This window comes from Pseudoxanthomonas helianthi, from assembly GCF_017939625.1.
GTDB lineage: Bacteria > Pseudomonadota > Gammaproteobacteria > Xanthomonadales > Xanthomonadaceae > Pseudoxanthomonas_A > Pseudoxanthomonas_A helianthi.
In genome coordinates, this window is sequence record NZ_JAGKTC010000001.1 from 590519 (window position 1) to 617147 (window position 26629).

21 protein-coding genes and 1 pseudogene are annotated in these 26629 nt (G+C 66.5%); 6 read left to right on the forward strand and 16 right to left on the reverse strand.

Translation table 11 applies throughout. The features are described 5' to 3' along the window. Positions 1-3 precede the first annotated feature (3 nt). A complete protein-coding gene (locus J5837_RS02805) occupies positions 4-330 on the reverse strand; it encodes a hypothetical protein (protein WP_210535197.1) in 327 nt (108 codons plus the stop codon). A 290-nt stretch (positions 331-620) separates the two neighbouring features. On the opposite strand from J5837_RS02805, the gene J5837_RS16595 reads away from it, so the two are divergent. Continuing rightward, positions 621-971, forward strand: coding sequence for a phage integrase N-terminal SAM-like domain-containing protein (locus J5837_RS16595; RefSeq protein WP_425504826.1), 351 nt, complete (start codon positions 621-623; stop codon positions 969-971). A 7-nt stretch (positions 972-978) separates the two neighbouring features. On the opposite strand, the gene J5837_RS02815 is transcribed toward J5837_RS16595, so the two are convergent. The 11 genes from J5837_RS02815 to J5837_RS02865 all read right to left on the reverse strand — a co-directional run bounded on the left by J5837_RS02815 (position 979) and on the right by J5837_RS02865 (position 17632). Then, complete coding sequence (locus J5837_RS02815; RefSeq protein ID WP_210535198.1) at positions 979-2502, reverse strand: alpha-N-arabinofuranosidase; 1524 nt, start codon at positions 2500-2502, stop codon at positions 979-981. Positions 2503-2629: 127 nt separating this feature from the next. Beyond that, positions 2630-3688 carry an alpha/beta hydrolase gene (locus J5837_RS02820; protein ID WP_210535199.1) on the reverse strand — a complete coding sequence of 353 codons (1059 nt, stop codon included), beginning with the start codon at positions 3686-3688 and terminating at the stop codon, positions 2630-2632. Beyond that, positions 3688-5238 carry a GH39 family glycosyl hydrolase gene (locus J5837_RS02825; protein ID WP_210536114.1) on the reverse strand — a complete coding sequence of 517 codons (1551 nt, stop codon included), beginning with the start codon at positions 5236-5238 and terminating at the stop codon, positions 3688-3690. Before J5837_RS02825 ends, J5837_RS02820 begins: the two co-directional genes overlap by 1 nt. Positions 5239-5375: 137 nt before the next feature. Continuing rightward, positions 5376-6584 carry a glycoside hydrolase family 27 protein gene (locus J5837_RS02830; RefSeq protein WP_244755538.1) on the reverse strand — a complete coding sequence of 403 codons (1209 nt, stop codon included), beginning with the start codon at positions 6582-6584 and terminating at the stop codon, positions 5376-5378. Positions 6585-6671: 87 nt separating this feature from the next. Further along, on the reverse strand, positions 6672-8012 hold the full coding sequence (locus tag J5837_RS02835; protein WP_210535200.1) for an alpha-L-fucosidase: 1341 nt from the start codon (positions 8010-8012) through the stop codon (positions 6672-6674). A gap of 35 nt (positions 8013-8047) precedes the next feature. Next, the gene (locus tag J5837_RS02840; RefSeq protein WP_210535201.1) at positions 8048-8209 is read right to left on the reverse strand and encodes a hypothetical protein; all 162 of its coding nucleotides are present in this window, start codon (positions 8207-8209) and stop codon (positions 8048-8050) included. A gap of 5 nt (positions 8210-8214) precedes the next feature. Beyond that, on the reverse strand, positions 8215-10641 hold the full coding sequence (locus J5837_RS02845; RefSeq protein ID WP_210535202.1) for a glycoside hydrolase family 127 protein: 2427 nt from the start codon (positions 10639-10641) through the stop codon (positions 8215-8217). 49 nt (positions 10642-10690) lie between these two features. After that, positions 10691-12610: a glycoside hydrolase family 97 protein gene (locus J5837_RS02850; RefSeq protein ID WP_210535203.1), complete on the reverse strand. Its 1920-nt coding sequence runs from the start codon at positions 12608-12610 to the stop codon at positions 10691-10693. 16 nt (positions 12611-12626) lie between these two features. Then, positions 12627-15590 carry a glycoside hydrolase family 31 protein gene (locus J5837_RS02855; protein WP_210535204.1) on the reverse strand — a complete coding sequence of 988 codons (2964 nt, stop codon included), beginning with the start codon at positions 15588-15590 and terminating at the stop codon, positions 12627-12629. Beyond that, entirely contained in the window at positions 15587-17221 is a 1635-nt protein-coding gene (locus J5837_RS02860) for an alpha-L-fucosidase (protein ID WP_210535205.1), read from the reverse strand. Before J5837_RS02860 ends, J5837_RS02855 begins: the two co-directional genes overlap by 4 nt. Positions 17222-17311: 90 nt before the next feature. After that, complete coding sequence (locus J5837_RS02865) at positions 17312-17632, reverse strand: hypothetical protein (protein ID WP_210535206.1); 321 nt, start codon at positions 17630-17632, stop codon at positions 17312-17314. Positions 17633-17692: 60 nt separating this feature from the next. Here J5837_RS02865 and J5837_RS02870 point away from each other — a divergent pair, with 60 nt between their 5' ends. Together J5837_RS02870 and J5837_RS02875 are read left to right on the forward strand one after the other, a co-directional pair. Next, the gene (locus J5837_RS02870; RefSeq protein WP_210535207.1) at positions 17693-17983 is read left to right on the forward strand and encodes a hypothetical protein; all 291 of its coding nucleotides are present in this window, start codon (positions 17693-17695) and stop codon (positions 17981-17983) included. Positions 17984-18088: 105 nt separating this feature from the next. Further along, complete coding sequence (locus tag J5837_RS02875) at positions 18089-20533, forward strand: glycoside hydrolase family 2 TIM barrel-domain containing protein (protein ID WP_210535208.1); 2445 nt, start codon at positions 18089-18091, stop codon at positions 20531-20533. Positions 20534-20726: 193 nt separating this feature from the next. On the opposite strand, the gene J5837_RS02880 is transcribed toward J5837_RS02875, so the two are convergent. Together J5837_RS02880 and J5837_RS02885 are read right to left on the reverse strand one after the other, a co-directional pair. Beyond that, the gene (locus J5837_RS02880; RefSeq protein ID WP_244755540.1) at positions 20727-21965 is read right to left on the reverse strand and encodes a sugar MFS transporter; all 1239 of its coding nucleotides are present in this window, start codon (positions 21963-21965) and stop codon (positions 20727-20729) included. A gap of 304 nt (positions 21966-22269) precedes the next feature. Further along, positions 22270-22893, reverse strand: a complete 624-nt coding sequence (locus J5837_RS02885; RefSeq protein WP_210535210.1) for a TetR/AcrR family transcriptional regulator — start codon at positions 22891-22893, stop codon at positions 22270-22272. Between the two features lie 105 nt (positions 22894-22998). On the opposite strand from J5837_RS02885, the gene J5837_RS02890 reads away from it, so the two are divergent. The 3 genes from J5837_RS02890 to J5837_RS02900 are packed head-to-tail and all read left to right on the forward strand — an operon-like array spanning position 22999 to position 24394. Then, positions 22999-23340, forward strand: coding sequence for a cupin domain-containing protein (locus tag J5837_RS02890; protein WP_210535211.1), 342 nt, complete (start codon positions 22999-23001; stop codon positions 23338-23340). Positions 23341-23388: 48 nt separating this feature from the next. Then, positions 23389-23835, forward strand: coding sequence for a hypothetical protein (locus J5837_RS02895; protein ID WP_210535212.1), 447 nt, complete (start codon positions 23389-23391; stop codon positions 23833-23835). Between the two features lie 34 nt (positions 23836-23869). Next, entirely contained in the window at positions 23870-24394 is a 525-nt protein-coding gene (locus J5837_RS02900) for a DinB family protein (protein WP_210535213.1), read from the forward strand. On the opposite strand, the gene J5837_RS02905 is transcribed toward J5837_RS02900, so the two are convergent. Beyond that, positions 24378-25085: a response regulator gene (locus J5837_RS02905; protein WP_210535214.1), complete on the reverse strand. Its 708-nt coding sequence runs from the start codon at positions 25083-25085 to the stop codon at positions 24378-24380. The two genes, J5837_RS02900 and J5837_RS02905, sit on opposite strands and share 17 nt — an antisense overlap. After that, positions 25075-26496 (reverse strand): annotated as a pseudogene (locus tag J5837_RS16600) (sensor histidine kinase); the annotation flags it as partial. The pseudogene J5837_RS16600 and the gene J5837_RS02905, both read right to left, overlap by 11 nt. Between the last annotated feature and the right edge of the window lie 133 nt (positions 26497-26629).

The following is a 26629-nucleotide window of genomic DNA, read 5'->3' on the forward strand; positions in this document are numbered from 1 at the left end:
GCCTCAAAGCCGGAACCACAACGGCCGCTCAGCCGACGTGACTACAAAGCCGGAATCGCCTTGTTGGATGTCAACAAATTGCCAACCCGTTGAGGCGAACTGACCGGCGACAACTGTGTTCGGGGAGGCGAGAACGGCAAAGAACGTTCCTGGTGCTCCAAGGCCATGATCGGGCCCAAGGTTGTTTAAGGCGTCCGTATCCGCGACAGACGACGGAATGCCCTCCACGACGAGAATCTCGCCACCGGCATACAGCGTCGGAAGATAGGCGGCAAATCCGTCCTCTTCCAGGATGTTGCAAGTTGCGCTGATGAAGTCTTCGAATTCCAACGCAGTCTCCATTGAGGCCTAACTACGATTAGACCCCAAAGTGGGGTGTAGCGCGGATTCTGGACACGTCCTCGTGAGCCAGTCAATCAGACTTTTCCTACAAGAATCCGGGGGTTGCACGGGCAGCTTGCAGTGGCCCCAGATGAAACATTGAGGGTGTTATACGGTAAGGAGACCGTCTAATGCCCGACGTGGAGAATTCTGCAGCCCTAAGCAATCAACCCGAGCCCGCCGAAAGGCCTCGGTTGTTCGACGAAGTTCGACGCAAGTTGCGGCTGAAGCACTAAAGCCTGCGCACAGAGCAGGCCTATCTGTATTGGATTCGCAGGTATATCCATGCCAATGGTCGCCGACACCCGCGCGATTTAGACGGAGTCGCCATCGAACACTTCCTGAGCGAACTGGCCCGCCGCCACCGGGTTGCCCCCAGCACGCAGAACCAGGCCTTGGCCGCCTTGCTATTCCTCTGTCGGGAGGTTCTGGCGATCGGATCGATGAAGGGCCCTCGCGTGCCCTCTCCGGGCCGGAAGCCGTCACTCAACCGTGACGGCATCCCGATCCGGAGCGGAGTTTTCGTATATGCGCCACAAGCGGCTTGCCAGGCACGCAAGCCGCCTTACCCGAATCATCGACCGAAGTAACGCAGACTCACTGCGACACGGCCACCACCACGATCGACTTCGGCGGCAATTCCAGCGCCAGCGGCGCTCCCTTCGTTCCCGCGCTATAGGGCGCTGGCACCAATGCATTCGGCTGGGCGAAGGTGTTGTGCGCATCCATGGCACCGGCCGTCAGAATGCGACCGCTCACGGCGCCGCTGAGATTGGTCTGCACGCGCGCGGGCCGTTCCGGGTCGAGGTTGACCAGTGCGAGCACCGTGCCGCCGTCCGCAGTCCGCGCCGCCGACACGTCCACGGCCGGCAGCTCGACTTCGCCCTGGTGCCAGCGCGGCGCCTCGACTTTCGCCGTCAGCGGTACCGCGCCGCGGAACGGCTTGTAGAGGTCGAACGCGTGGTAGGTCGGGGTGAGCGTCATGCGTGGCCCGTCGGTCAGCGCCATGGCCTGCAGGACGTTGACCATCTGCGCGATGTTGGCCATCTTCACCCGCTCGGTGTGGCGATGGAACACGTTGAACGTGAGCGCCGCGACCAGCGCATCACGCAGCGTGTTCTGCTGCTGCAGGAATCCCGGATTGGTGCCCGGATCCGGAGCATGCCAAGTCCCCCACTCGTCGACATACAGCGCGATGCGCTTCTTCGGATCGTGCTTGTCCATGATGTTGGACACCGCGACGATGCGTTTCTCGATGCCCAGCGCGGATTGCAACTCCTTCGCCCAACGGTCGGCACCGAACCCGGTGGCCGGTCCCTTGTCTTCCCAGGGGCCGGCCATGGTGTAGTAGTGCAAGCTGAACGCATCCATGTGCGCGCCGGAGCGCTCCATCAGCACTTCGACCAGGTGATCGTCCTGCTGGCCGTCGCCGGAAGCCACGCGTTGCGTGCCTTGCAGGTAGGTGGCATAGCGGTTGTGCAGGTCGGCCTGGTATTCGGGGCGCATGTTGCCGCCGCAACCCCAGCTCTCGTTGCCGACGCCCATGTACTTCACCTTCCAGGGCCGGTCGCGGCCGTTGCGGCGGCGTTCCTCGGCGAGCGAGGACTTGCTGTCCGAGGTCATGTATTCCAGCCACTGGCTGGCGTCACGCGGCGACATCGAGCCCATGTTCGCCGCGATGTAGGTCTCGCTGCCGAGCATCTCGGCCAGGTCCATGAACTCGTGCGTGCCGACGCGGTTGGTTTCGGGCACGCCGCCCCACCAGCGGTTCAAGCGAACCGGGCGCTTGGCCGGATCGCCGATGCCGTCGCGCCAGTCGTAGTCGTCGGCGAAGCAACCGCCGGGCCAGCGCATCACCGGCACCTCGAGGCGGCGCAACGCTTCGACCACGTCGTTGCGCCAGCCGCGGGTATTCGGGATCTTAGATTCCGGTCCCACCCACAGGCCGCCATAGACGCCGGTGCCGAGATGTTCGACGAAATGGCCGTAGACCTCAGGTTCGATGCGCGGGCCTGCGGCTTCCGTCGAGACGGTCAGGCGCACCTGCGCGGGCTCGGCGGCGATGGTCGCGGTCGTGCACAGGGACAACGCCAGGGCCGCAGTGGGAAGCAAGCGTTTCATCGTCGATTTCATGGGATTTCTCGTGGTCGGTCGGTGGTTTTTCGGTTGGCCCGCGGTGCTCGTCGGAACGATCAGGCAACGGTGCGCGGCGGTGAAGGGTTGCGCGGCATCGGGAACTCTCACCCGCTCAGCGGAAGATCCTCTGCGCGAAGTGGTAGAGGTTGTTGGCCCAGCTGTCGCCATCGTGGCCGCGGTCGTCGACGTTCCAGACATGCGGAACATCGTGTTGCTTCAGATACACATGCACGCCCTGCGAAACGTTGATGAGGCCATCGCGGTTGCCGCACGACAGGTATAGCAGTGCGAATCGCCGGCGCGCCTCCTCCGGCTTCGGCAGCAGTTCCGCCGGCGGACGCGTGTTGGGGGCCGGGGAGAAGGCACCGATCCAATCAAACGTATCGGAATGGCCCAGGCCGAAGTTCAATGCCTGTCCTCCGCCCATCGACAGGCCGGCGATGGCGCGATGCTCGCGGTCCGCGTACGTCGGATACTTCTTCTCGACCGCCGGGATCAGGAATTCCAGCAGGTCGCGCTCGAACTTGGCGAAACCGGCCGCGTTCTCCTCGGTGAACACCCGATCCTGCGGCGGACTGCGGTCGTCCGCCAGCGCGCGGCCGTTGGGCATGACCACGATCATCGGCACCGCCTTGCCGTCGGCGATCAGGTTGTCGAGGATGGTGTTCGCGCGGACGTAGCCCCGCCACTCGTCCTGGTTGCCGCCGATCCCATGCAGCAGATAGAGCACCGGGTACTTGCGGTCGGCCGAGTATCCGGGCGGCAGGTAGACGTTGGCCCGGCGTTGCGTGCCGGTGACGCCCGACGCATAGACCAGTTCCTCCACCCTGCCCTGCGCGCCGCCCGGGCGCGCCTCCCTGAACCCTGCCGGCGCATCGGGAAACGCGCGCACATCGTCGGGGGCCAGCACGATGGGACGGGCGAAATTGGCGCGTGCCCGATCAGGGGTGACCTGCTCCACCTGGCGCGCGAACGAAGGGACGGCAATGGCGATCAGCAGAAGGCAAGCGGCGACGCCGATCGACGTCATGCGCAGGGCTGTGTTTCGCTCGCGGGAACATTCCTGGCGTACCAACGGGTTGCGCATGCGGTTCTGATTCATTGGATTACCTCGCTCTCTCTTGCGATCATGTTCAGGCGACGCGTCATAAAGCAGGCACGGTCCACGCATCAGCGTTGGCCCGGCTCCGGCGTCAGCGTCACCAGCACGACATCGTTGCTGCGCATGGGCACCTCGAATCCGAACTCGCCGGCGGGCCCGACCTGTACCCTGCGATCGGTCTCCGGCAAGTCGCGGGTCAGTTCGTGCAGTTTGCCGATCTGGCTGTCGCTCAGGGAAGCGGGTGCGCCCATCTCGATGTAGGCCGAGTACGCATCGTTGGCGCGGAACCCGGTGCGCTTGACCTGGAGCCGGTACGCACCCGACGCGAGGTGCTTGAACGTGAGCCGCGCCGTGGATACCGGCGTGGCGGGAACGAGCCGGGTGTAGAACGGCCGGTTGCTGACGTCCTGCCGGGGCTGGTTCCAGCTCCAGATCAATGCCGAAGTACTGGCGCCATCCGTCGCCAGCAGCGACTCGGGATCGGCGGACGGAATCTCCTTGCCGCGCAGCGCGTGCATGTACTTGTAGGCGAAGAACGCCGGCTTGCGGATGCCTTCGCGGTTGAGCAGCCCGAAGCCGCCGTGGAACGGCGTCGGCGGCGGGCCGGGTTCCTCGAACAGATCGGTGTAGGTCCAGTAGCTCATGCCCTGCGCCATGCCCTGCGTGGCCTTGAGCTTGCTGAGGATGTACGGCGCGCTGACATACGAATCGTGCACGGCGTCGCGCGGCGTGTAGCTGGTGCTCCACTCGGTGAAGTACAGAGGCAGCGAGGGGAATGGCGAGGCGCCGATCTGCTCCCGCACCCGGCGCACGTCGCCGACGATGGCGTCCGGGGATGGCGAAAGCTTGGTATCGGACTCGCCCTTCTCGTCGAGGAAACCGCCGTCCACGCCGTAGGCGTGCGTGGTCACGAAATCCACCGGCACGCCGTTCTTGTGCGCGTAGGCGAGGAATTCCGGCACCCACGCCGCACCTGCGGTCGAGGGGCCGCCGACCTGCAACGTCGGGTCGATCGCCTTGATCGTCCTGGCGGTCGCCGCGTAGAGCTCGAAGTAGGCCTGCTGGTCGGCGCCTTCCCAGAATCCGGCGAGATTGGGCTCGTTCCAGACCTCGAAATACCACTGCCGTACTTCCGCGACGCCGTAACGTTCGCGCAGGTGGCGCACGAACGCATCGACGAGCTCGCGCCACGGCGCCAGCTTCGGATGCGAGGTATTGCCCTTCCAGTAGAAGATGGTCTGCTCCGAAGTGGCCATCGCCTGCGGCGTGAATCCAAGTTCGATGAAGGGCTTGATCCCTTTCGACAACAGGTCGTCGTAGAGCTGGTCGATCCTGGTCCAGTCGTACACGGTGCGCCCATCCACCACCCGCACTGTGCCCAGCGCATCGTGGAAGATGTCGTGGAAGCGGACGTAGCGGAATCCCAGTTCGTCCACGGCGAGCTTCAGGTGCGCCTGGCTGTCCGGCCTTATCAAGGTGCCCGGAAAATCCGAACCCACGGACAGGTCGAAGAAGCGGTCCAGCGGACGTTGCGCGCGCGCCAGGTCGACCGTGATCTCGCGTGGTGCGGCTTCGGCCGCGGCCGCCGCGATGGGTACGGCGCCGAGGATCGCCGCCATCACGACAGTCAGCGACCAGGCCTTCGATGGCCACGCGCGCCGCGGTTCCAACAGGGGTGCTTGCATCTCGTTCTCCTGGTTCGTATCGGGCGACGCGACGCGAAGACCGCGGGTCGACGCCCCATTGCGCGTGTTGGTCATGGCACCGGGGTGATGCGCAGCATGATCACGCCGTGCGGAGCGACCGTCCCCGCATAGCTGCCGCGCAGGCCCTTCGAGACCTGCTTGTTCCACAAATCCTTGGCGTCGGCCGTCAGGCCCTCGGGCAGGTTGAGCTGGTCCCAGCCGACCTTCATCGTGGCCGGCGCCTTGCCACGGTTGAACAGCACCACCGCCTGCTCACCGCCCTTCAGCGGGCGCGCCCAGATCTCCAGATCGCCTTCCTTCCAGATGCGCCGCGCCTGCCGACCCAGCGGGTCCTGGTCGACCGCGATGACGTCGGCATTGGTGAGGATGCGGCGCGTGTCCGCGTCCATCTTCGACAGGTCGTTGCCCGCGATCAGCGGCGCCGCCAGCATCGCCCACAGCGAGAAGTGCGATTCGTACTCGGTGGTGGTCATGCCGCCGTTGCCGACTTCGAGCATGTCGGGGTCGTTCCAGGCGTTCGGCTCCGAATAGCGCCAGAGTTCGGCCTGCAGGTCGAGGATGTCGGTCATGCCGTGCGACCATTTTTCCTTGCCTTGCCAGGCGTCGAAGATGTCGCCGGTGGTGCGCCACAGGTGGCCCACCGGCTGCGCCCAGCGTTCGGGGTGGTTGTCGCCCCATTCGCAGATCGACAGCACGATGTCGCGCCCCGATTCGCGCAGCGCCTTGGCCATGATGGTGTAGGCGGCTTCCGCGTTGCGGGGACCGGTGTTGCACCAGTCGTATTTCAGGTAATCCACGCCCCACTTCGCATACTGGCGCGCGTCCTGGAACTCGTGGCCGGCGCTGCCAGGTCGGCCGCCGCAGGTCAGCACGCCGGCGTCGGAATAAAGGCCGAACTTCAGCCCCTTCGAATGCACGTAGTCGGCGAGCGCCTTGATGCCGCTGGGGAAACGCTCGGGATCGGCGACGATGTTGCCGTCGGCGTCACGGCTCTTCTGCCAGCAGTCGTCGATGACGATGTACCGGTAGCCGGCGTCCTTCATGCCCGAGGCCACCATCGCATTGGCCTGTTGGCGGATCAGTTGCTCGCTGACGTTGCAGGCGAACTTGTTCCACGAGTTCCAGCCCATCGGCGGCGTTAGCGCGAGCGATGGCTTGGGCGTGTCGAGCTTGAGCGTTTCGTGGGCCTGCACGGGCGCCAGGGCGATCAAGCCGAGTAAGGCGACGACATGTGCGGCACGTCTGATCAGGAAATGCATGGGCGAACCTCTGGAAGGAATGGCCTTGAAGGGAATGTGCATGTGTGTCGCTCTGTGCGGCTCGTCATCGAGGGGTCGCGTAGTACCTCAGCGGGAGTCGGCCGCAATGCTGATCTCCAGCACGGTGAACGGCTCGCCGCGCCGGCTCGTGGGCACCGATACGCTCAGGCCCTGCGGCCCGTCGCGCCAGGCCACCTTGTCACCCGACAGGTTGCGCACGCCCGTCACCTTCCCGGGCAGCACCGGCAGCGCCAGCTCGGCGTCAGGCCAGCGCTGCACGAAGAGGTAGCGCTTGTCGCCGCGCTGGGTCATGCCGTAGATGCCGTCCACCGGCTGCAGCGGCCCCGGGCGCGTGCCGTAGACCGCCTGGCCATAGCGATGCAGCCAGCGGCCCACACCGCGCAGCGTCTCGCTCTGCTTGGGCGGCACGACGCCGTCGGCGTCGGGGCCCAGGTTGACCAGCAGGTTGCCATTGCGCACGACCGCATTGACCATCGCGTCCACGACCTGGTCGGCGCTCTTCACGTTGCCTTCGGGCACATAGCCCCAGGCGCCGTTGATCGAGAAGGTCTTCTCCCAGGGGCGCGCGCGGATCGGGCCCTCGATCGGGGCGTCGCCTTCCACGGTGTCGAAGTCGCCCTGCCAGCCCGAGCGCGGGTTGATGACGATCTTGGGCTGCAGCTTGCGCACGATGCGGTTGAGGCGGTCCGGCTCCCAGAACCACGCGGCATCGGCGTCGGTTCCCTGGTGGGCCAGCCAGCCGCCGTCGTACCAGAGGATATCGATGCGGCCGTACTGGCTCATCAGCTCCTGGATCTGGCCGTAGGTCTGCTGCTTGAGCTCGCGCGCATTCTCCGGCATTTCCTTCGGGTGGAAATAGGCCGGGAAGCGCCAGTCCAGCGGCGAGTAATAGAGGCCCACGCGCAGGCCGTGGCGGCGCACTGCCTGCACCCAGGGCGCGACGAGGTCGCGCTTGGCTGCGGAATGCGGCGCGTCGAACTGGCCCCAGCTCGCCTTGCTGGCGAACAGCGAGAAGCCGTCGTGATGACGGGCGGTCAGCACCATGTAGCGGGCGCCGCCGTCGGCGGCGAGCTGGGCCCAGGCGTCGGGGTCGTAATGCTGCGGGTTGAAGCGCTGGGCGAGCTTGGCGTACTCGGCGGCAGGCACCTTGTCGTTGAACATGTGCCATTCGCCCTTGGCGGGAATGGCGTACAGGCCCCAGTGCACGAAGACGCCGAACTTGGCGTCGCGCCACCAGGCCATGTCCTCTGCCGGCAGCAGCAGGTCGGGGGCCAGCGTAGGGTCGGCGTTGGCGGTCTTGAGGGCGGAACGCTGCTCGTCGCTGACCTGGGGCTCGGCCGCCAGCGCGATGCCGGCCAGCAGGCTGCAGGCAAGCGCGATCAGGGAGAGCAGGCGGGAAGGCTTCATGGAAGGAGCTGATCCGGTTTCCAGGTGGGTGGAAGTCATTGGGTTGCTCGGACGTTTGTCGAAATCATCAGCGCCACCTCGATCACCCCTTCTGCCCCTGCCAGTTCGTCGCTGCGGGCGCGCAGCATCGCGTGGCCGGTCTCGACCGTGCACTGCAGGTTCGCCTGCGCATGCTGTTGGACATCCTGCGTTGCCATGCGCTTCATTCGCCTCGCACCAGGCGAAGATCGAACAGGCCGGCGGTCCGGCGGCCGGGAAAGGCGACCAGCTTGACCGTGATGCCACGGCGAACGGCGGTCCGGGCGAGCGCCTTCGGCAATGCGATCTTGCGCTCGGCGAAGGTGTCGCCCGCATCGCCTTGCAAGCTGACGGTCTCCAACCGGCGGCCGTCGACCAGCAGGTCGAAACCCCGGTTGCGGTCCGCGCCATGGAAGCTCAGCAGCAACTCGACCGCAGTGGCAGGATCGGTACCGTCGCGGGCTTTCAGCCGATAGGACATCCAGCGGCCCGTATCGCGCCAGTGGCGCCCCATGCGGACACCGGTGTTGCTGTCCTCGCCCTGGTACTGGTGCTCGACTTCGGGCTGCTGTTCGCCGGGCGCTACCCGATCCAGGGTGCGATCTTCCAGCGCCTGTCGCCGGCGTTCGTCGGCCTCGATCCGCCGCACCAGCGCGGGATAGGCGGACGCGGTGGCCGTGCGCCAGTACACGACGTAACGCGCGTCATGCACGCGGAACAGCGGCTCCAGTTGCAGCGATTCGAACGCTGCGGGCCGGATCAGCGCGCCTGCCTCGAAGGTGAGCGGGCGTCCCGGAACAGGCCTGACCTGCTCTGCCAACGCATTCCGATCGCCGACCAGGATCGGCGCGCCATCCAGGGGCAGCAACGGTCCGCCCGCGACGTGGCTGCCGCGGCCGGCATCGGCGATCAATCCGTCCAGATGCTCGGTGCCGGTGCGCGCGGCCAGCACGATCGGGCCGTGCATCAGCGCCACGTGGTCCGAGCCGTCCGGCAATCCTTCCGCGCGAGTGCGCATGGGCAGGTCGATCTCGACCCGATCGCCATCGGCCCATTCGCGCTCGATGCCGGCATAGGAGGACGGCTTGGACTGCAGCGGCCAGGGTTTGCCGTTGACGCGCACGTCGAGCGGCCCTTCCAGCCAGTGCGGATGGCGCAGGCGCAGGCGGAAACGCTGCGGCTTGCGCAGCTGCAGGGACAGGCGGCTCGATGCCTCGTCCGGGAATCGCGTGTCCTGGCGCAGAACCAGCCCGCGCTCGCGCCATTGCAGTTGCGAAGCCATGTACAGGTTGACGGTCAGCGATTGCCCGTCGTGCGCATACGCGAACGCGCCATGGCGCCCATGGTTCTCGATGCCGGTGCCGACGCAACACCAGAAGCATTCCTGCGGTTGCGAATAGACCCGGTAGTGGCGCGGGCGGATCGGAGTGAAATAGACCAGGCCGCCATGCCGCGGGTGCTGGCTGGAGAGAATGTGGTTGAACAGCGTGCGCTCGTAGAAATCGGCGTAGCGTGGCTGCGGATCCAGCCGGTACAACTGCATGCTCAAGCGCAGCATGTTGTAGCTGTTGCAGGTTTCCGGGCCTTCCGGCGATTCCAGCATTGCGCCGAAGTCGGCAACGGGATTGAAATGCTCGCGCACGCTGTTGCCGCCGAAGGCGATGCTGCGCCGCCGGGTCACCGTTTCCCAGAAGAAGGCCGCGGCGTCGATCCAGGCCTGGTCGCCATCCAGTTCGCCGATGCGGGCGAAGCCGATGACTTTCGGGATCTGGGTGTTGGCGTGCAGGCCGTCCAGCGCGTCTTCGCGGCGCAGCAGTGGGTCGAGCAAGGCACGGTGGGAAAAACGCCGGGCCAGCGCCAGGTAGCGCCGGTCGCCGGTGATGGCATGGACGTCGGCGAGCACTTCGTTCATGCCGCCATGTTCGGTGGCGAGCAACGCCTGCATTTGTCGTTCGTCGAGTCCGGCGACCAGGCGATCGGCCCAGTCGGCGAAGGCAATCAACATGCCGCGCGCCTGCCGGTTGCCCGCATGCAGCCAGGCATCGCGCAGGCCGGCGAACATCTTGTGCAGGTTGTAGAACGGCACCCACGCATCGCCCAGCGAAAACGAACCGGCATCGATGGTGCCCGCCGCGACCTTGCTCCACAGCGCGCGTCCGTTGGGCACGGCACCGACGTAGCCGTCGCCGTTCGCCTGCTGGCAAGCGGCCAGTTCCGCCACCATGGCGTCGAGGCGCCGGCGCATTTCGTCGTCGCCCTGTGCGGCTTCCTGCGCCAGCGCCGACAGGTAGTGCCCGGCGGTATGCCCCTCCAGGCCCATCGATTCCCAGTTGGGGTACTTGGATGCGCGCGGCGCCAGTCCCGCTTCGATCCGATACGGCGCGACCAGGCGATCGACTTCCAGCGCGGCAAGATAGCGACGGTTGAGCGCATGGGAATGGGCGAACACGCCTTCGCCCAGACGGATATCGGCAAGCGCGAACATGCGGGTAACGCCGGTGCCGGCAGCGGTGGCGCTGCCGGCCCAGGCAAGGCGCGGCAGGGCCGCCGCCAAGGCCACGGACTTGACGAAGCTGCGCCGGCCGAAACCGTTGGCGTGGCCGAGTTTCATGCCGGCCGAAGTCGGAACGGACGGCGACCGCGATCGGGAACCTTCGCCCTCATCGGCCGACGGGCTCCAGCACCACCGCCGCGCCGCCGGCCGGCGACAGGCGCAGGGCGAGCGCATCGCGCTGGGTGACGATCCGCTCGCTGCGGCGGACGCGATCGGGCGCGTCGCCGTCTTCCCACACCGTCGCGCGGTACCGGCCCGCAGGCAGGAAGCGCAGCGGCACGCTTGCATTGCGTCCCTCGTCGGCGGTCATCGCGCCTACGTACCAGGCCGTGCCGGAGCGTCGCGCCAGCACGATGTCGCGGCCGGGCTCGCCCGAAAGGAATTGGGTTTCGTCCCACGCGGTGGGCACGCGCTTGATGAACTCGAAACCATCGGCGCCGCGATACGCGTCGGGGTCGTCCGACACCATCTGCAGTGGGCTGTCGTAGACGACGTACATCGCCAGCGCCTGGCCACGCGTGGTGCGGACCAGCGGCATCCGGGCACGCACCTCGAACGCCTGCGGCGCGACGTTGCGGAAGCCGCCCGGCGTGTAATCCATCGGCCCGGCCAGCATGCGCGTGTACGGCAGCATCAGGTTGTGCTCGGGCGTGATGCGCTTGTCCATCTTGTTCCACTCGGCGCCGAGCACGCCTTCCTGGGTGATGTAGTTCGGATAGGTGCGCTGAAGGCCGGCGGGCACGTAGGCGCCGTGCATGTCCAGCAGCAGGTGGCGCTTCGCCGTCGCGGCGGCGAGACGCTGGTAGAACGCGACCATCTCCTGGTCGTCGCGGTTCATGAAATCGACCTTGACGCCCTTGATGCCCCAGCGCGCGTAGGTATCGAGCACCTCGTCCATGCGCGGCGCCAGGTGTTCCCAGTGCGCCCACAGCAGCAGGCCGACGCCCCTGTCGGCGGCGTAGCGCACCAGGGCGGGCATGTCGATGCCTTCGGCGGCGCGGGTGATGTCGGTGGTGGGCAACGGATCGCAGCAGGGGCCGGCGCCCCAGGCCCAGCCGGCATCGATCAGGTAGTAAGGGAAGCCCGACTCCGCCGCGAAGTCGATGAAGCGGTGGTAGGTCGCCAGATCCGGCTTCACGCCCTCCAGCGGACCGGACCACCAATCCCAGGCCGCCTTGCCCGGCTTGACCCAGCCGAAGTCGCTCGCCGGAGATGGATTGAGGTTGCCGATCAAGGTCGAACCGATCATGTCGCCGACCCGGTCGCCCAGCATCACCACGCGCCATGCGGTGCGCAGTCCGTGCTCGGAAACGAAGGCCGGGCCCGCCCTGCCCGGCACCGCCGACAGCCGCAGGTGCAACGCTTCGCCTTCGCGTTGCAGCGATGCGCCGGCGTAGCCCTCCAGGTACGCCTGGGTAATGGCGAGCGAGGCGCGGCCCGAGCGGTCCGTGCAGACCAGGGGCACGTCGTAGCGCTGGCCTTCGGCCAACTGCGCGAACTTCAGGCGTTCGAAGAGCGCCTCGTGCGCGGAATCGACCTTGCTCGCCAGGCACTCGGAATCCGCGGGCAGCATGAAGGCGGTGCGCTCGCCGAGCAGGCGCACCGGCGCCGGGTCGTCGATGCGGTAGCGGAACGCGACACCATCGTCGTAGGCGCGCACCTCGACGATGAGCTTGCGCGCATCCGCTCCGGTTTCGCGGAACGTGAGCGTCGCACCGCGGTAGCGGTCATGCGCCACCGCCGCCTTGGTCGCCACCAGCGGAATGTCGCGGTCAACCTCGGTGTCTTCGCGGCTTGCGAGCGTCATGGCGCCGAACGGGCGCGCGCCTTCGAGCTGGAGTCCCAGCGGTGATGCGGCGACGACAGTTTCCCCGCGCCACTGCACGGAGAAGCGGCTGGCGTCGTCTTCGACGCGAATGACCGCGTTGCCGTGCGGCGATGCGACGCTTTGCTGGCCGGCGACGGCGGATCCTGCCGCTGCCGCCAGGGACAGAGCGGCGATCGTCGCGAGGGGTTGTTTGTGCATCTTCATGGGATGACCTTCATGGCGTGAAGTGGAGTTCGACCGGCGTGCCGTCGTAGCGCACCGTCTTGGTCTGTTCGCGGTCGCCGACGCGCGATGGCATCAGCCGGACGTTCAGCGTTCGCGTAGCCGCCATGCCGGGAAAGCGGCCTTCGCGGGCACCGATGCGCAGGGCATGCGCGGCATCGTCCCAGGCGAGCGCGACCGTGGCGTACTCGCCTTTCTCGTAGCGGTAGGTTTCGCCGTCGTCGTCGTACAGGGTGAAGCGGCCGTCCGCGCCGGGATAGATGCGAATCTCGTAGGGCGCGTCGGGTTTCTCGTTCGCGTACTGGACCACCGGACCCAGCGGCACGATCGAGCCTGCGCGCACGAACAGCGGAAACTCGTCGATCGCGTAGGGCCGTGTGGTGCTGGCGCCACCGGCATGGCGCTGGCCGTTCCAGAAGTCGTACCAGTCGGTTCCCGCCGGCAGCAGCGTGCTCTGCTGCTGATCGAGCTGGCGATTCGCGAGCGCGTCGCGTTCGCCCGGCGTGCGCCAGGCCAGCCGCATCACCCGTCCGCCGCCCTTCTGGAAGTAATCGACGCGCACGCGCACTGCCTGCCCCTTGCGCAGGACGACACGTGCCCCTGCGAAGCGCGCACCGGCTTCCTTCCAGTCTTCGACGACGAGCTTGTCGTCGAGCCAGACACGGAAGCCATCGTCGCCTTCCACGCCGATCTCGTACTCGCCGTCTTCCGCTGCGACGATCTGGCCCTGCCAGCGCGCCGAAAAGCCGTGCAAGCCCTCCAGTCCGGGCGGCACGCTGCCCAGCGGCGGATCGGGCCAATGATGTTCGGCCTGCGTGTCGATGGTGCGGCTGGCGAGCGCGTCGAAGTTCACGCCACGGTAGTACTCGAGCGCCAGGCCCGGTTGGCCGTCGGGCGTGCGCAGCTGCGCCGCCGGTACCGTCGACGGTGGCGGCAGTTCGGCATGGAACATCGCCTTGGTGATTGGCTGCACCAGGAACGCGGGACCGAACATGTAGGTGTCGTCCACGTGGCGCAACGCGACCTGGTCCGGGAAATCCATCGCCAGGCCGCGCATCATCGTGTAGCCGTCGTGCGTGCTGGCCCAGGCCAGGCTGTACACGTAGGGCAGCAGGCGGTAGCGCAGTTCGGCGGCGCGGCGGATCGAGCGGTAGACCTCCGGGTCGAGTGCCTTGAATGCCCAAGGCTCGCGCTCGATCGACGTGCCGTGGATGCGATAGACCGGATTGAAGATGCCGAACTGGTTCCAGCGCGCGAACAACTCGCGATAGCCCGGGTTGCGTTCACCGCCGGACACGTTGACGAAGAAGCCGCCGGTGTCCTGGGTCCAGTACGGCAGTCCGGCCATCGAAACGTTCAGGCCGCCGGCGATCTGCGCACGCAGTGCCTCCCAGCTGGCCGTGGTGTCGCCCGACCATGGCATCGCGGCATAGCGCTGCTGCCCGGCCCAGGCGGAACGGGTGAGGGTGAACACGCGCTTGTCGACGAGGTCGGCGCTGGCGCGCTGGCCTTCGTAGACGCCGCGCGTGGTCAGCAGGCTGTAGACATTGAGGTAGCGCGCGAAGTCGCCCATTGCATTGCGGCCGAGGCGCTTGATGTCGGCCTCCACCTCGCCCGGATCGTGCGCGGCGCCGCCCACCTCCACCTCGGCGCCGTCCATCCATAGCGCGTCGACGCGGATATCGAGCAGTCCCTTCTTCAGGTGCTTGAAGTAGATCGCCCGGCCTTCGTCGCTGAAGGCGTCGTAGATGCGCGCGCGCTTGGAAATCCAGTGCAGCGGCTCGAAACGCAAGCCCTCGGCATCGAGGTCATGGGCGAGCTCGGTGTCGTTGCCGACCGAGGGCCAGATCGAGACCATCAACCGCGCGTGCAGATCGTCATGCAGCGTGCGCACCATGCCGACCGGATCCGGATAGCGTTCGCGATCCCAGATCATGCCGCTCCAGTTGCCGTCCCACTGGCCGTTCTTCTCGCCGCCCCAGTACTGCCAATCCTGCACAATGACATCCAGCGGGAACCGTTCCTCGCGGAAGCGCCGCGTCACCTCCAGCAGGCGTTGCTGCGTGGCATAGCGCTCCTTGCTCATGAACAGCCCGAAGGCGTATTTCGGGAACATCGGCGCGGCGCCGCTGAGGTGGCGGTAGCCCGCGATCACTTCGTCCATCGTGTCGCCGGCCACGAAGTAGTAATCGACGCCGGCAGGCGCGTCTTCGGCGCGGAAGACGGCACCCTGCGGGCCGTCGGAAAACGTCATCTTCGAATACGTGTCCCACAGCAACCCGTAGCGGCGGGTCGACACCAGGAACGGTACGACGATGCCGATGTTGGTCTGCACCATCAGCACGTCGCGGCCGCGGTAGTCCATGTACGGTTCGTTGTACTGGCCCAGGCCGTAGAGCGACTCGTCGGGGGTCAGTGCGAAACGCTGCTCGATGGCGTAGGTCGCGGTTCCCGAAGGTTCGGTGCCCGGCGTGAGCACGGGCGCCTGTTGCTCGCGGAGCAGCGGCGTGCCGTCCGGTCGTTGGAATGCGAGCGTTCCGCTGCGTTTGTCGACGACGACGCGCAACCCGGGACCGAGGATGGCGAGTTCGTCGACGGATTCTGCGATGTCGAATTGCGGTTCCTGCGGCGACGCGACGACGACCAGACTGCGCTGCCGGGTGTACGCCTCGCCCTTGTGCGCCGAGACGCGCACGATGCCGTCGCCGTAGAACAGCACGCTCTTCAGCATGCCGTTCACCTGGAACACGACTCCGCCAGAGGCGCGAGTCCATCCGAAGCCCGCATGCGTCGCGACGGGCAACCGTTGCAGCTGGCCCGCGGCGTCGAGCGCGTTCGGCAGCTCTGTCGCGCTGGCCGTTGCGGCACCCGCCAGCGCGGTGCCGACGAGAATCGCTGCGAGCGCGTGCCGCGCGGCGGCGCGGATCGCTCCGGATACTCGCGAGGCCACGCTCATGCGAGTCCCGGTCCCCTCAGTTTCAGCGCGATCGCCGCTTGTCCGGCGAGTCCCTCCGGCAGCCTGATCTCCAGCCCCTTGCGGCTGCGCTCGAACGACAGGGCTTCGGTCGAACCCAACACCTCGACGCGCTCGATGGCGCCCGGCGCCAGGGCCGAGTCCTCCGCCAGCGAGGCGATGCGCAGCACGCCATCGCGCGGCCAGCCCAGCCCGATGGCATACAGCGCACCCGCCTTGCTGGTGAAGCGGATGTCCTCGGCGGTGAACGATTGCGCCTGGCCTTCGCTGAAACCCCCGCTACCCACCCGCGTGGGGCCTTCGCCGAAGCTGCGCCACGGCCGCGTGCCATGGATGGCTTCGCCGTTGCGCCCCATCCAGTCGGCCATCGCCGCGAGGAACTTGCGCTCGTCGGCGTCGATGCTGCCATCGCCGCGCACCGGGATCGACAGCAACAGGTTGCCGTTCTTGGCGACGATGTCCGCCAGGCGATGGATCACGCTCGTAGCCGACTTGTACTGGTGGTTGTCGAACAGCGAGCGGTTGTAATGCCAGTCGCCGATGCAGGTGCAGGTCTGCCACGGCAACGGCTCGATGCCGTCCCGCTGGCCGCGCTCGATGTCCTCGACCAGGCCCGCGCGACGTTCGGGCGGCATCTTCTTGGCGTTGACCACGGCTTCCAGCTTGCCGCCGTGCCAGGCCATGCTGGCGTTGTAGTAGTACGCGGTGATGTCCAGGCCGGCCTGGCCGAGCGGAAGGCCGGTATCGTCGAAGTAGACCAGGTCGGGCCGGTAGCGGTCGATCAGGTCGCGCGCACGCAGGTACCACTGGCGCACGAAGGCCGGGTTCGCTGCCGGAGGCTTCTCGTCCCAGAAGCCGGTGTTCTCGTCGTGCCATTCGTTGGCGGTGCGAATGGTCGTGATGCCATCGGGCATGACGATGTTGCGGCCGGTGTACAGCTCCTGCGGATCGAGGCCTTCCCACCAGGTGCCCTTGCCGTCGGCCTTGGTCAGCCGATAGGCGTCGTAGCGTTGCCCGGCCAGCGGACCCTCCGGATCGTAGCCGTACGCCGTCTGCAGCCAGTGCCAGGCGTGCGCCGAGTGGTTGCTGACACCGAACCGCAGCCCTCTCGCACGCGCCGCCTTGGCCCAGGTGCCGACGATGTCGCGCCTGGGGCCGACGCGCATCGAATTCCATGCGTGGTACCTGGACTCGTAGGCGTCGAAGTTGTCGTGGTGGTTGGCGAGCGCGACGAAGTACCTGGCGCCGGCCTTCTCGTACAGGTCCATCAACGCCTCGGGTTCCCAGGCGTCGGCCTTCCAGCGGTTCTGCATCTCCATGAAGCCCGTCCTGGTCGGATGGCCGTAGGTCTTCAGGTGGTGCTCGTACTGCGGGTGGCCCTGGCGGTACATGTGGCGCGCGTACCAGTCGCCCATCTCGGGCACGCATTGCGCGCTCCAGTGCGCCCAGATGCCGAACTTAGCGTCGCGGAACCAGTCGGGCGCGCGGTAGCCGTCCACCAGGGAGCGCCAGATCGGGGCGAATGTGGGCGCGAGCGCCGAAGCTCTCGCGCCCCACAAGGGAAACGTGGCCGCGGCGGCGGATCCAAGAAAAGATCGTCTGGACAGTTTCATGGCTGGGAAAATGGTGGTAACGCCGATATCCGTTGGCATCACGCAGGGAGTTCGTGGCGCCGATGCCTGCCATCCGCGGATCGTCTAGATTCACCGCGAAGCATGCGGCACACCAATATCGAGAATGGCATCCATCGATAGCGAATTCGACGCGAGCACGCCACGTCGGCGTCCTTCCACCCCCTGCCCAGCAATTGCGCTTGCGTCGCCTCGAATATCGACAGCCATGGTTTTTCCGCTTTTTTTGGAAGCGCCGGATGAATGCACGGTTTCAGACGGCTGGCGCAGCATAGGCCGCTGTCTTCGTCGCATTCCAATGAAGCTTTCGGTGAGAGCAATTCCCTGGGCGCATACCTCGCGCAGAATCCTGCGCAACAAAGGAATGGAGAGATGCACGGCGGTAGTCGCCATCGATCATCCACCGAACTCGCCGCTGCACTCCCGCCAGGCGGCTACCGCGACAGGCAGCCCATGAGCATCCGCAAAGCCTCGTCTACCAGGGATCGTGCGCAAATCAACCTGACGATTGGCGAGGTACTCACGGAAGAGCACGAAATGCTCCGGGTTGAACGACTCGACATTCTCGACCCGTCCGCTGCGCGGAATTTGCTCGGTCAGGACGCGATACTATTTCGAAGCGCCGGCCCCGAGCGCGGATGGGCCAAGCTCCACGTCGACCACGTGCAGCAGGCGCATCTCGGCGCCGGCCTCGACATCCTCGTCGGCGGCAGCGGCGATGGTATCGGGCGCGATTCGCACTGAAACGACCGGCGGCGTGTCCGCCGCTTCGTTACCGCAAGCACACGACGAAAACGCAGGCCCCGCGACGGGCAACAGCATGGGAAGAAGCGCGTGAGAACGAATTCGATGACGACGTATCGCCTGGTAACCGCACTGTTTTTGGCGCTAATCGCATGGCAGGCCCGGGCGGAAATCCGCAACCTGTCGCAGGACTGGCGTTTCCATGCCGGCGAAGCGGAAGGCGCCGGACGCAGCGCGTTCGACGATGGATCCTGGCTCCGGGTAGCCGTGCCGCACGACTTCTCGATCATGGACAAGGCGCGCGGAAACGACTCCGCCCAGCGCACGCCATTCGACCCTGCCACCCTCAGCGGCCAGGATTCGGGCTATCTGCCGGGCGGGATCGGCTGGTATCGCCGGCACCTGCCGCTGACCGCGGAGGAGGCTTCGCGCATCGTGCTGCTGAACTTCGAAGCGGTGTACATGGATGCCGAGATCTGGGTGAACGGCGAGCGCCTGGCGCGGCATCGCTATGGCTACAGCGCGTTCTCCGTCGACGTGACCGGCAAGGTCCGCGCCGGCGACAACACCATCGCCGTGCGCGTCGATCACGCCGATCCGTCTTCGCGCTGGTACGCCGGCTCCGGCCTGATCAGGCCGGTCACCGTGGATATCCTCGATCCTGTCCACGTGGAGCCCGCGAGCGTCTTCGTCGCCACTCCGGCGGTGAGCGAGGCGCGGGCCGTGGTTTCGGTGACGGCCGCCATCGTCAACCGTTCGCGCAGGGCGCAATCCGCCGAATGGGTTGGGAAATTGCTTGCGGCGAACGGCGAAACGGTCGCCGAAGCACGGCGGACGCAGGCGCTTCCCGCCGGCGCGCGCGCCGCACTGTCGCAGGAACTCGCGGTGGCACGGCCGCGCCTGTGGTCGCCGGATTCCCCGAATCTGTACACGCTGGTGCAACAGGTCCGCGTTGGTGGTGCGCTCGTCGACGAGCGACGCACCCGCATCGGCATCCGCGAGGTTTCCCTCGACGCCGCCAACGGCCTGCGCATCAACGGCCAACGGGTGCTGCTGCGCGGCGGCAACATCCACCACGACAATTACATGATTGGCGCCGCCGGCGCGCCCGACGCGGACGCCCGCAAGATCGCGCTGATGAAGGCGGCCGGCTACAACGCCATCCGCAGCGCGCACAATCCGGCCAGCCAGGCCACGCTCGACGCGGCGGACGAACTGGGCATGCTGGTCATCGACGAAGCTTTCGACAGCTGGAACAAGCACAAGAAATCGCAGGATTATTCGCGTTTCTTCGCGGAAGACTGGCCGCAGGATATCGACAGTCTCGTCGTCAGCGGCCGCAACCATCCCAGCGTGCTGTTCTGGAGCATCGGCAACGAGATCCCCGAAGACGGCACGCCCGAAGGCGTCGAAACCAGCCGCAAGCTTGCCGCACGCGTGCACAGCCTCGATCCGACCCGCCTCGTGACCCAGGCCATCAACGCCGGTCCGCCGAGAAGCACGAATCAGGCCGCGATACTCGGCGTCGTTGGTTACAACTACCACGCCGATCTTTTCGACGCCGAACACGAACGGCTTCCCCAGCTGGCGATGTACACCTCCGAGTCCCTGCCGCAAGACCTGTTCCCCTACTGGCGCGCGGTCGAAAGCAAGCCGTGGGTGATCGGCGACTTCGTCTGGACCGCGGTGGACTACCTCGGCGAATCCGGCATCGGCTGGATGGGCTACAGCCAGGACTGGCAGAAACTCGGCCCCTACCCCTGGCACCTGGCTTACTGCGGCGAGATCGACGCGACCGGACGCATGCGACCGGCCGCATACTATCGCCAGGTGGTCTGGAAGACCGGCATCACGCCGATTTCCGCGTTCGTCAGGCAACCCAAGGGCACCGAAGATCTGCCCGACCGCCACTTTTACCCGATCGTGCCGCCGCACAACGATTGGTCGCTGGACGACGTGCATCCCAGTTGGACCTGGCCTGGACAGGAAGGCCGCCGCCAGGAAGTGCTGGTCTATTCCGAATTCCCTGAAGTGGAACTGCTGCTCAACGGAAAGAGCCTCGGCCGCAAACCGGTGGGCGTGGACAGCGAATACAAGGCCGTCTACGAAGTGCCCTACGCACCGGGACGCCTGCTTGCCGTCGGCTATCGCGACGGACGCGAGGCCGGGCGTTGGGAATTGCGCACGGCGGGTCCGGCTGCAACCGCCGTTGCGTCGGCGGACCGTTCCCGGCTCGCCGCCAACGGCGACGACCTGGCCTACGTCACGGTGGAATTGCACGACGCCGACGGCACGCCGGTCTACGCGCGCAAGGACGACCGGCAGGTGCGCGTGCGCGTGCGCGGAGCGGGAACGCTGGCCGGCATCGGCAACGGAAACCCGGTGGACGTTTCCAGCTTCCAGTCCGGCGAACGCGACACCTTCCACGGGCGCGTGGTCGCCGTCGTCCGTGCCGGCACGCAGCCCGGCCCCATCGTCATCGACATCGACGCGGAAGGCCTGCCGTCCCGCCAGCTGCGCTTGCACGCGGTCGCGCCCCGCCAGCACTGAGCGCACCGATCTGACCCCGCGCGGTGCAGCCCAGACCGCCCTCGGGACCTCTGGATGTGTCGTCATCCCCGCGAAAGCGGGGGTCCATGGACGTTATCTCTTTGCAATACCAATCCATGGTTCGCGCGCTCACGGGACTTTCCACCGACGCATGGCGGCTCATGACGAGCAAAAGCGCGTCGTTCGGAGTTCCCTAGGTTTCGGCCTCGCCCACCCGGACATCGCCGGGCGTAGCAGCGGGTTTGCAACCCCAGATCGCATAGAAGAGCACGTAGAGTTCGCACGCCGCGGTCAGCAGGAAGGAAGACTGCAGCCCGCAGGCGTCGGCGATCCAACCTTGCACCACCACCAGCGCGCCGCCGGCGATCGCCATGATCAGCAGGCCCGCGCCTTCCTCGGTCAGCGCACCGAGTCCGCGGATGCCGAGGGTGAAGATCGTCGGGAACATGATCGAGTGGAACAGGCCCACGGAGATCAGCGCCCACATCGCCAACGAACCGCCGGCAGTCGCGGCCACTGTCGTCACCACGAAAGCACCGATCGCGGCCACCGCCAGCACCTGCTCCGGTGCGACGCGACGCATCAGGAAGCTACCGAAGAAACGGCCGACCATCATGCCGCCCCAGAGCAGGAACAGATAGCGCGATGCCTGTTCGTGGGTGAGGTTGCCGATCTCCGGCGCCGAGACGAAGTTGATGAACAGGTTGGAGACGCCGATCTCCGCGATCAGGTAGATGAAGATCGCAGGCACACCGAAAACCAGGTTGCGATGCTTCCACAATGAACGAAGCTTGCGTTCCGCTGCCGCAGGACGGGACGGCCCGCCCAGCGCCGGCAGGCGATAACGCGCGATCGCGAACGCCAGCGCGACCAGAACAACGGCGACGATGATGTAGGGCAGCACCACCGATTGCGCATCGGCCAGCCTCATCTCCCTCGTGAGCGATACCGCGCCGGCTTCCGCGGTGCCGGATGCGCTGCGTCCCAGGATCAGGTAGCCGCCGAACAGCGGCGCCAGCGTGGTCCCCAGCGAATTGAACGCCTGCACCAGGTTGAGCCGTGCCGACGAGGTGGCGGGCGGACCGATCACCGCCACGTAGGGATTGGCCGCGACCTGCAACAGGGTGATGCCGGAGGCAATCACGAACAACGCGGTCAATACCACGGCATAGGACGGGATCTTCGCCGCAGGGACCATCAACAACGCACCGGCGGCCATCACGGCCAGACCGACGACCAGCGCGGCCTTGTAGCCGATCCGTTCGATCAGCTTGGCCGACGGGATCGAGGCGACGAAGTAGGCGATGAACCACACCGACTCGATCAGCGTGGTCTGCGTGTAGGAAAGATCGAATACGCTGCGCAAATGCGGCAACAGCGTGTTGTTGATGACCGTGATGAACCCCCACATGAAGAACAGGGTCGCGAGCATGGCGAGCGCGCCGCGGTGGCGCCCGGGCTCCGTTCCCTGCCCTGCCATCGCGTTCGCATCGCCTCGGAAATCGACAGGCATGGGGTTTCCCGCTTATTTGGAAGCGCCGGATGAAGGCAAGATTCAGACGGCTGGCGCAGCATAGGCCGCTGCCTTCGCCGCGTTCCAATGAAGCTTTCGGTGGGAGCAATTCCCTGGACGCATACCCCGCGGAGGCCGGTGCGCAACGAGGGAGCGGAAAACCACATGGCGGCAGAGCCGGTCGCTCGCCGAGCGGGTTCTTCCGCGCACTCCGACCAGGCGGTTACCGCGACAGGTATTCGACGATCATCCGCGAAGCCTCGTCCACCAGGGCTTCCGCTTCCTGGTCCGTCAGCCTGGTGCTGCGCAGCACCGCGTTGTGGGCCAATGCCTCTATCGAGGTCACGCACACATAGGCAGCCAGATCCAGGTCGACCGGGCGCAAGTCGCCCCGGCGGTTGGCGAGGTACTCGCGGAAGAGCGTGAAGTACTCCCGGTTGAACGCCTCGACATTCTCGAGCTGTCCGGTGCGCGGAATCTGTTCGGTCAGGACGCGATGCAACTTCGGATCGATCCGGTGCGCACGGATCGCGACCGCGACGATTCTCGGAATCGCATGCTCGATGGGCTGGTCGGCGACCTCGGAAAGTACCGATCGAACGAGCTGCATGGTGGAGTGGTTGTGGCGGCCGATGACGGCGACGACGAGCGCCTCCTTGCTCGGGAAGTACTGGTACAGCGAGCCCACGCTGACCCCGGCCACTTCCGCGATCCGGTTGGTACTGGCCTTGTCGAAGCCCTCCTTCACCAGAATGCGAGCAGTCGCCTCGACCAAGGCATCGACCGTCGCGCGCGATCGCTCCTGGGAGGCTTTTTTTCGCGGTTTCGTAAGCGGTTTGCCGGCCATGTCGCGTCATCCGGAATGCGAGTAGGAAATACGAGCTATCACTCGTATTTTATCCCTGTCGCCGAACACGCGTCGAGCCGCCCACTCGCCTTTCCAACTTCAGCCATGCCGAACGCCGCAATAAACCTCTGGGACAAATTCGCCAAGTTCGCCGACCTCGGATCCCCGCGGGTCATCGCCGAGACCGGCAACTGCCAGTTGAAGTTGGTCAAACTGCTCGGCAAGGAAGTCTGGCGATTTCCCGCGGACAGGATCGTCCTCGTGCTGGATGGGGAACTGATGCTGGGATTGCACGATGGCGCCGTGTGGCTTTCGGCCGGCGAGATGTATGTGGTCCCGCGCGACATGGAGCATCACCCGCTGGCGACGGACGAGTGCTCGGTCATGCTGGTCGAGCCGAAGATCGAGCGCGGCGCATCCGTAATGCCTGCCGAGATATGGGTCTAACCACTGGCGATGCGGACAAGTCATCCTGAAAGTACGGAGATCGGCCTCATGCTTTATCCCATCCTGCTGGGCGTCCATGGTTATGGCATGTGCCTCGCCCTGCTCCTCCTCGTGGCCAGCGAACTGTTGCTCATCGTCGCCCGCCGTGGCCAGGCCACGCCTGCGCGTGCGGCGCTCCATCTGGGCCGATACGCCGGGATCGTGGTCCCCGTTGGCGTGCTGGCCGGCATCGCGCTGTTCTTTGCCGGGGGCTGGCCCTTGACCGCGTGGCTGGTCGCCTCGCTGGTCCTGGTCGCACTGCTGATCGTGGTGGAGCGCCGCTTCGTCAGTCCATGGCGGGCACGTTCCCGGCCGCTGTTGGAAGGAACCGCGTCCAGCGACGACGTCAGGGTTCTTGTCCGCGACACCCGTGCCCTGCTTGGACGCGCCGCGATGATGGGGCTGTTTGGCCTGGTCGTCTTGCTGATGATCGTGAAGCCCCGCCTGGGTTTCTAGCCCTCGGCCGCGAAACCACCACCGGAGTACTGCAATGCAGGCGACGCTGAAACGATTGTTCCAATACAAGGCCTGGGCGAACGATGCGCTGTTGACGTCCCTGGCCAGGCTCGGCGAAGAAAGCCAGATCACGCAGCTCGCCGTGAAGGCACTGAGCCACACCTACATCGTCGACCGGATCTTCGCCGCCCACCTGCGGCGAGGCAACCATTCCTACGCATCCGCCAACGCGAGCCAGCTGCCGATGCTGACCGACCTGTCCGCGGACATCCGGAGATCCGACCGCGATTACGTCGAATACGTATCGACACTGGATGCAGACCAAATGGCCGAACGCATCGACTTCATCTTCACCGACGACGCGCCGGGCCGCATGTCGCGCGAGGAAATGCTGATGCACCTGATCGTCCACGGCGCGGGGCATCGGGGCCAGGTCAGCGCCCTCATGCTGCTGAATTCCCTTCCCCCCGCGAACGACGGATTCACCACCTACCTGCATGCAGCCGAAGCTTCCTTGCGGGGGCGCGGCGAGCAGGCCGCCGCTACTTCGACTCGATGAACCTGAGCCCCACGCCGGGCTCGGTCGCGATGTAGCGCGGCGATACCGCGCTCTCGCCGAGCTTCTGCCGCAACTTGCCGACCAGGATGCGCACGTAATGGGTGTCGTCGACGTGGGTCGAACCCCAGACCTCGCGCAGGATCTGCGGCTGGGTCACCACGCGACCGGCGTTCTTCAGCAGCAGCGCGAGCAGCGCGTATTCCTTGCGGCCCAGGGCCAGCAGTTCGCCGTCCAGCCGCACTTCGCGGCGGGCCAGGTCGATGTGCAGGCGACCATCGTCGAAGACGACGTTCTCTTCCTTGGCACCTGCATGCTGGCGCAGCAATGCGCGGATGCGCGCCATCAGTTCCTGGGTGCCGAACGGTTTGGTCACGTAATCGTTGGCGCCGGCATCGAGCGCGGCGACCTTCTCGGCCTCGCCCGCGCGCACGGTCAGCATGATCACCGGAACCGGCGTCCACTGGCGGAGCTCACGCAGCACTTCATGGCCATCAATGTCCGGCAGGCCGATATCGAGCACGACCAGATCGGCACCTTGCGCCGCCGCCGATTCGAGTCCCTCCCTGCCGGTTGCGGCCAGGGCCACTTCGTATCCCTGCGCACGCAGGCTGATGTCGAGGAACCGCCGGATCTGCGGTTCGTCGTCGATCACCAGCACGCGTGCCGGCGTGGTCGTGGCTTCAGTCGGCATCCGGTTCCTTCGGCAATGGCGTCATCAGCGGCAGGGTAATGCGTACCAGCGTGCCCTGCCCGTCCGGCGCCGGCAAGGCTTCGACGCTGCCGCCATGCGCACCGACCATGCCTTGCGCAATGGTCAGCCCGAGGCCGGTACCGTGGCGCCCGCGATCGCCGCGCTCCACGCTGTAGAACATGTCGAAGATGCGCTTGCGTTCTTCCTCGGGGATGCCCGGACCGTGGTCGCGCACATCGACCTGCAAGCCGCCCTCCGCCAGCCGCGCCGCGACTTCGATCGCCTTGCCGGGCGGCGAGAACTTCGCCGCGTTCTCCAGTACGTTGAACAGGGCCTGCTCGACCAGCGCCGGATGCACCCAGATCGGCGGCAGGTCCGGCGCGAGTTCCACACGCAGCACGACATCCGGCTGGTAACGGCGCAGGCGACCGGTCGCCGAACCGATCAATTCGTCGACGCCGATCCAGTCCCGATTGAGGCTCAGCCCAGTGTGCCCGAGCCGGGTCATGTCGAGCAGGTTCTGGATGTAGCGATCGAGGCGGTCGCCTTCCAGCAGGATGGTGTCGAGCAGGCTCTTGCGGTCCTCGGCGCTCATCGCATCGCTGTAGTTGGCCAGGCTGCCGGCCGAGCCGACCATGGCGGCCAGCGGCGAGCGCAGGTCGTGGGAGACCGACGAGAGCAGCGCCGAACGCAGGCGCTCGGTTTCGTTGCCGACGCGCGCCTGCTCCAGGTCGGCGACCAGGCGCGTGCGCACCACCGCTTCGCCGATGTCCAGCGCCATCGCTTCGACCAGGCGCCGTTGTTCCGCGCCCAATCGTTGTGCGTCGGCGGGCAGGCGCAGGCCGATCACGCCGAGCGGTTTGCCGTCGGCCAGCAGCGGCAGGAACCACCAGTCGGCGTTCGCCAGCGTGTCGGTGAAACGCCCGGCGGGCTGGCCATGCTTGCGCGCCCAGTCGGCGGCAGCGCGATCCCGGTCGCCGACCGCGAACGCGCCATCGCGCGGCAACGGATCGTCGCCGAGCTGCAGCAGCGCATCGCCGCCGGCATAGCGCTGCAACGCGAGGCGTCCCGCTTCGACCACCTGGCCGACATCGGCCGCACCGGCGAGTTGCCGGCCCAACGCCTGCAACGCGGTGGCGTGCGCGTTGGCCGCGCGCAGCGCGATCACCTGCGCGCGCAGGCGCGAAGCCAGCCGACCGGCGACCAGTGCCGCAACCAGGAACAGGAACACGGTGGCCACGCCCTGGCGCGCACCGATCAGCAGGGTGAAGCGCGGCTCGATGAAGAAGAAGTTGTAGGCGAGGAAACACAGCGTCGCCGCGACCACCGCCGCGGCCATGCGCGTGCGCGCGGCGACCAGTACCACGGCGACGATGAACACCATCGACAGATCTTCCAGCCCGGCGAAGCGCTGCAGCAGCCAGCCCACCGCGGTGGCGATGGCGGCGGTTGCGACCGGCAGCACCAGATCGGCGAAACCCAGGCCCAGGCCGGTGCGACGCAACGTGCGACGCGCGCGGGCCCGCGCTTCCGGCGGACTGACG

What these genes read in the sequence shown, in the direction of transcription:
- J5837_RS02820 (WP_210535199.1), bottom strand. Translation starts at nt 3,688, where the DNA reads ATGCGTGGACCGTGCCTGCTTTATGACGCGTCGCCTGAACATGATCGC.
- J5837_RS02840 (WP_210535201.1), bottom strand. Translation starts at nt 8,209, where the DNA reads ATGGCAACGCAGGATGTCCAACAGCATGCGCAGGCGAACCTGCAGTGC.
- J5837_RS02865 (WP_210535206.1), bottom strand. Translation starts at nt 17,632, where the DNA reads ATGGCGACTACCGCCGTGCATCTCTCCATTCCTTTGTTGCGCAGGATT.
- J5837_RS02890 (WP_210535211.1), top strand. Translation starts at nt 22,999, where the DNA reads ATGCCGAACGCCGCAATAAACCTCTGGGACAAATTCGCCAAGTTCGCC.
- J5837_RS02830 (WP_244755538.1), bottom strand. Translation starts at nt 6,584, where the DNA reads ATGCATTTCCTGATCAGACGTGCCGCACATGTCGTCGCCTTACTCGGC.
- J5837_RS02870 (WP_210535207.1), top strand. Translation starts at nt 17,693, where the DNA reads ATGAGCATCCGCAAAGCCTCGTCTACCAGGGATCGTGCGCAAATCAAC.
- J5837_RS02855 (WP_210535204.1), bottom strand. Translation starts at nt 15,590, where the DNA reads ATGAGCGTGGCCTCGCGAGTATCCGGAGCGATCCGCGCCGCCGCGCGG.
- J5837_RS02885 (WP_210535210.1), bottom strand. Translation starts at nt 22,893, where the DNA reads ATGGCCGGCAAACCGCTTACGAAACCGCGAAAAAAAGCCTCCCAGGAG.
- J5837_RS02850 (WP_210535203.1), bottom strand. Translation starts at nt 12,610, where the DNA reads ATGCACAAACAACCCCTCGCGACGATCGCCGCTCTGTCCCTGGCGGCA.
- J5837_RS02880 (WP_244755540.1), bottom strand. Translation starts at nt 21,965, where the DNA reads ATGCTCGCGACCCTGTTCTTCATGTGGGGGTTCATCACGGTCATCAAC.
- J5837_RS02875 (WP_210535208.1), top strand. Translation starts at nt 18,089, where the DNA reads ATGACGACGTATCGCCTGGTAACCGCACTGTTTTTGGCGCTAATCGCA.
- J5837_RS02835 (WP_210535200.1), bottom strand. Translation starts at nt 8,012, where the DNA reads ATGAAGCCTTCCCGCCTGCTCTCCCTGATCGCGCTTGCCTGCAGCCTG.
- J5837_RS02815 (WP_210535198.1), bottom strand. Translation starts at nt 2,502, where the DNA reads ATGAAACGCTTGCTTCCCACTGCGGCCCTGGCGTTGTCCCTGTGCACG.
- J5837_RS02905 (WP_210535214.1), bottom strand. Translation starts at nt 25,085, where the DNA reads ATGCCGACTGAAGCCACGACCACGCCGGCACGCGTGCTGGTGATCGAC.
- J5837_RS02845 (WP_210535202.1), bottom strand. Translation starts at nt 10,641, where the DNA reads ATGAAACTCGGCCACGCCAACGGTTTCGGCCGGCGCAGCTTCGTCAAG.
- J5837_RS02900 (WP_210535213.1), top strand. Translation starts at nt 23,870, where the DNA reads ATGCAGGCGACGCTGAAACGATTGTTCCAATACAAGGCCTGGGCGAAC.
- J5837_RS02825 (WP_210536114.1), bottom strand. Translation starts at nt 5,238, where the DNA reads ATGGCGGCGATCCTCGGCGCCGTACCCATCGCGGCGGCCGCGGCCGAA.
- J5837_RS02895 (WP_210535212.1), top strand. Translation starts at nt 23,389, where the DNA reads ATGCTTTATCCCATCCTGCTGGGCGTCCATGGTTATGGCATGTGCCTC.
- J5837_RS02860 (WP_210535205.1), bottom strand. Translation starts at nt 17,221, where the DNA reads ATGAAACTGTCCAGACGATCTTTTCTTGGATCCGCCGCCGCGGCCACG.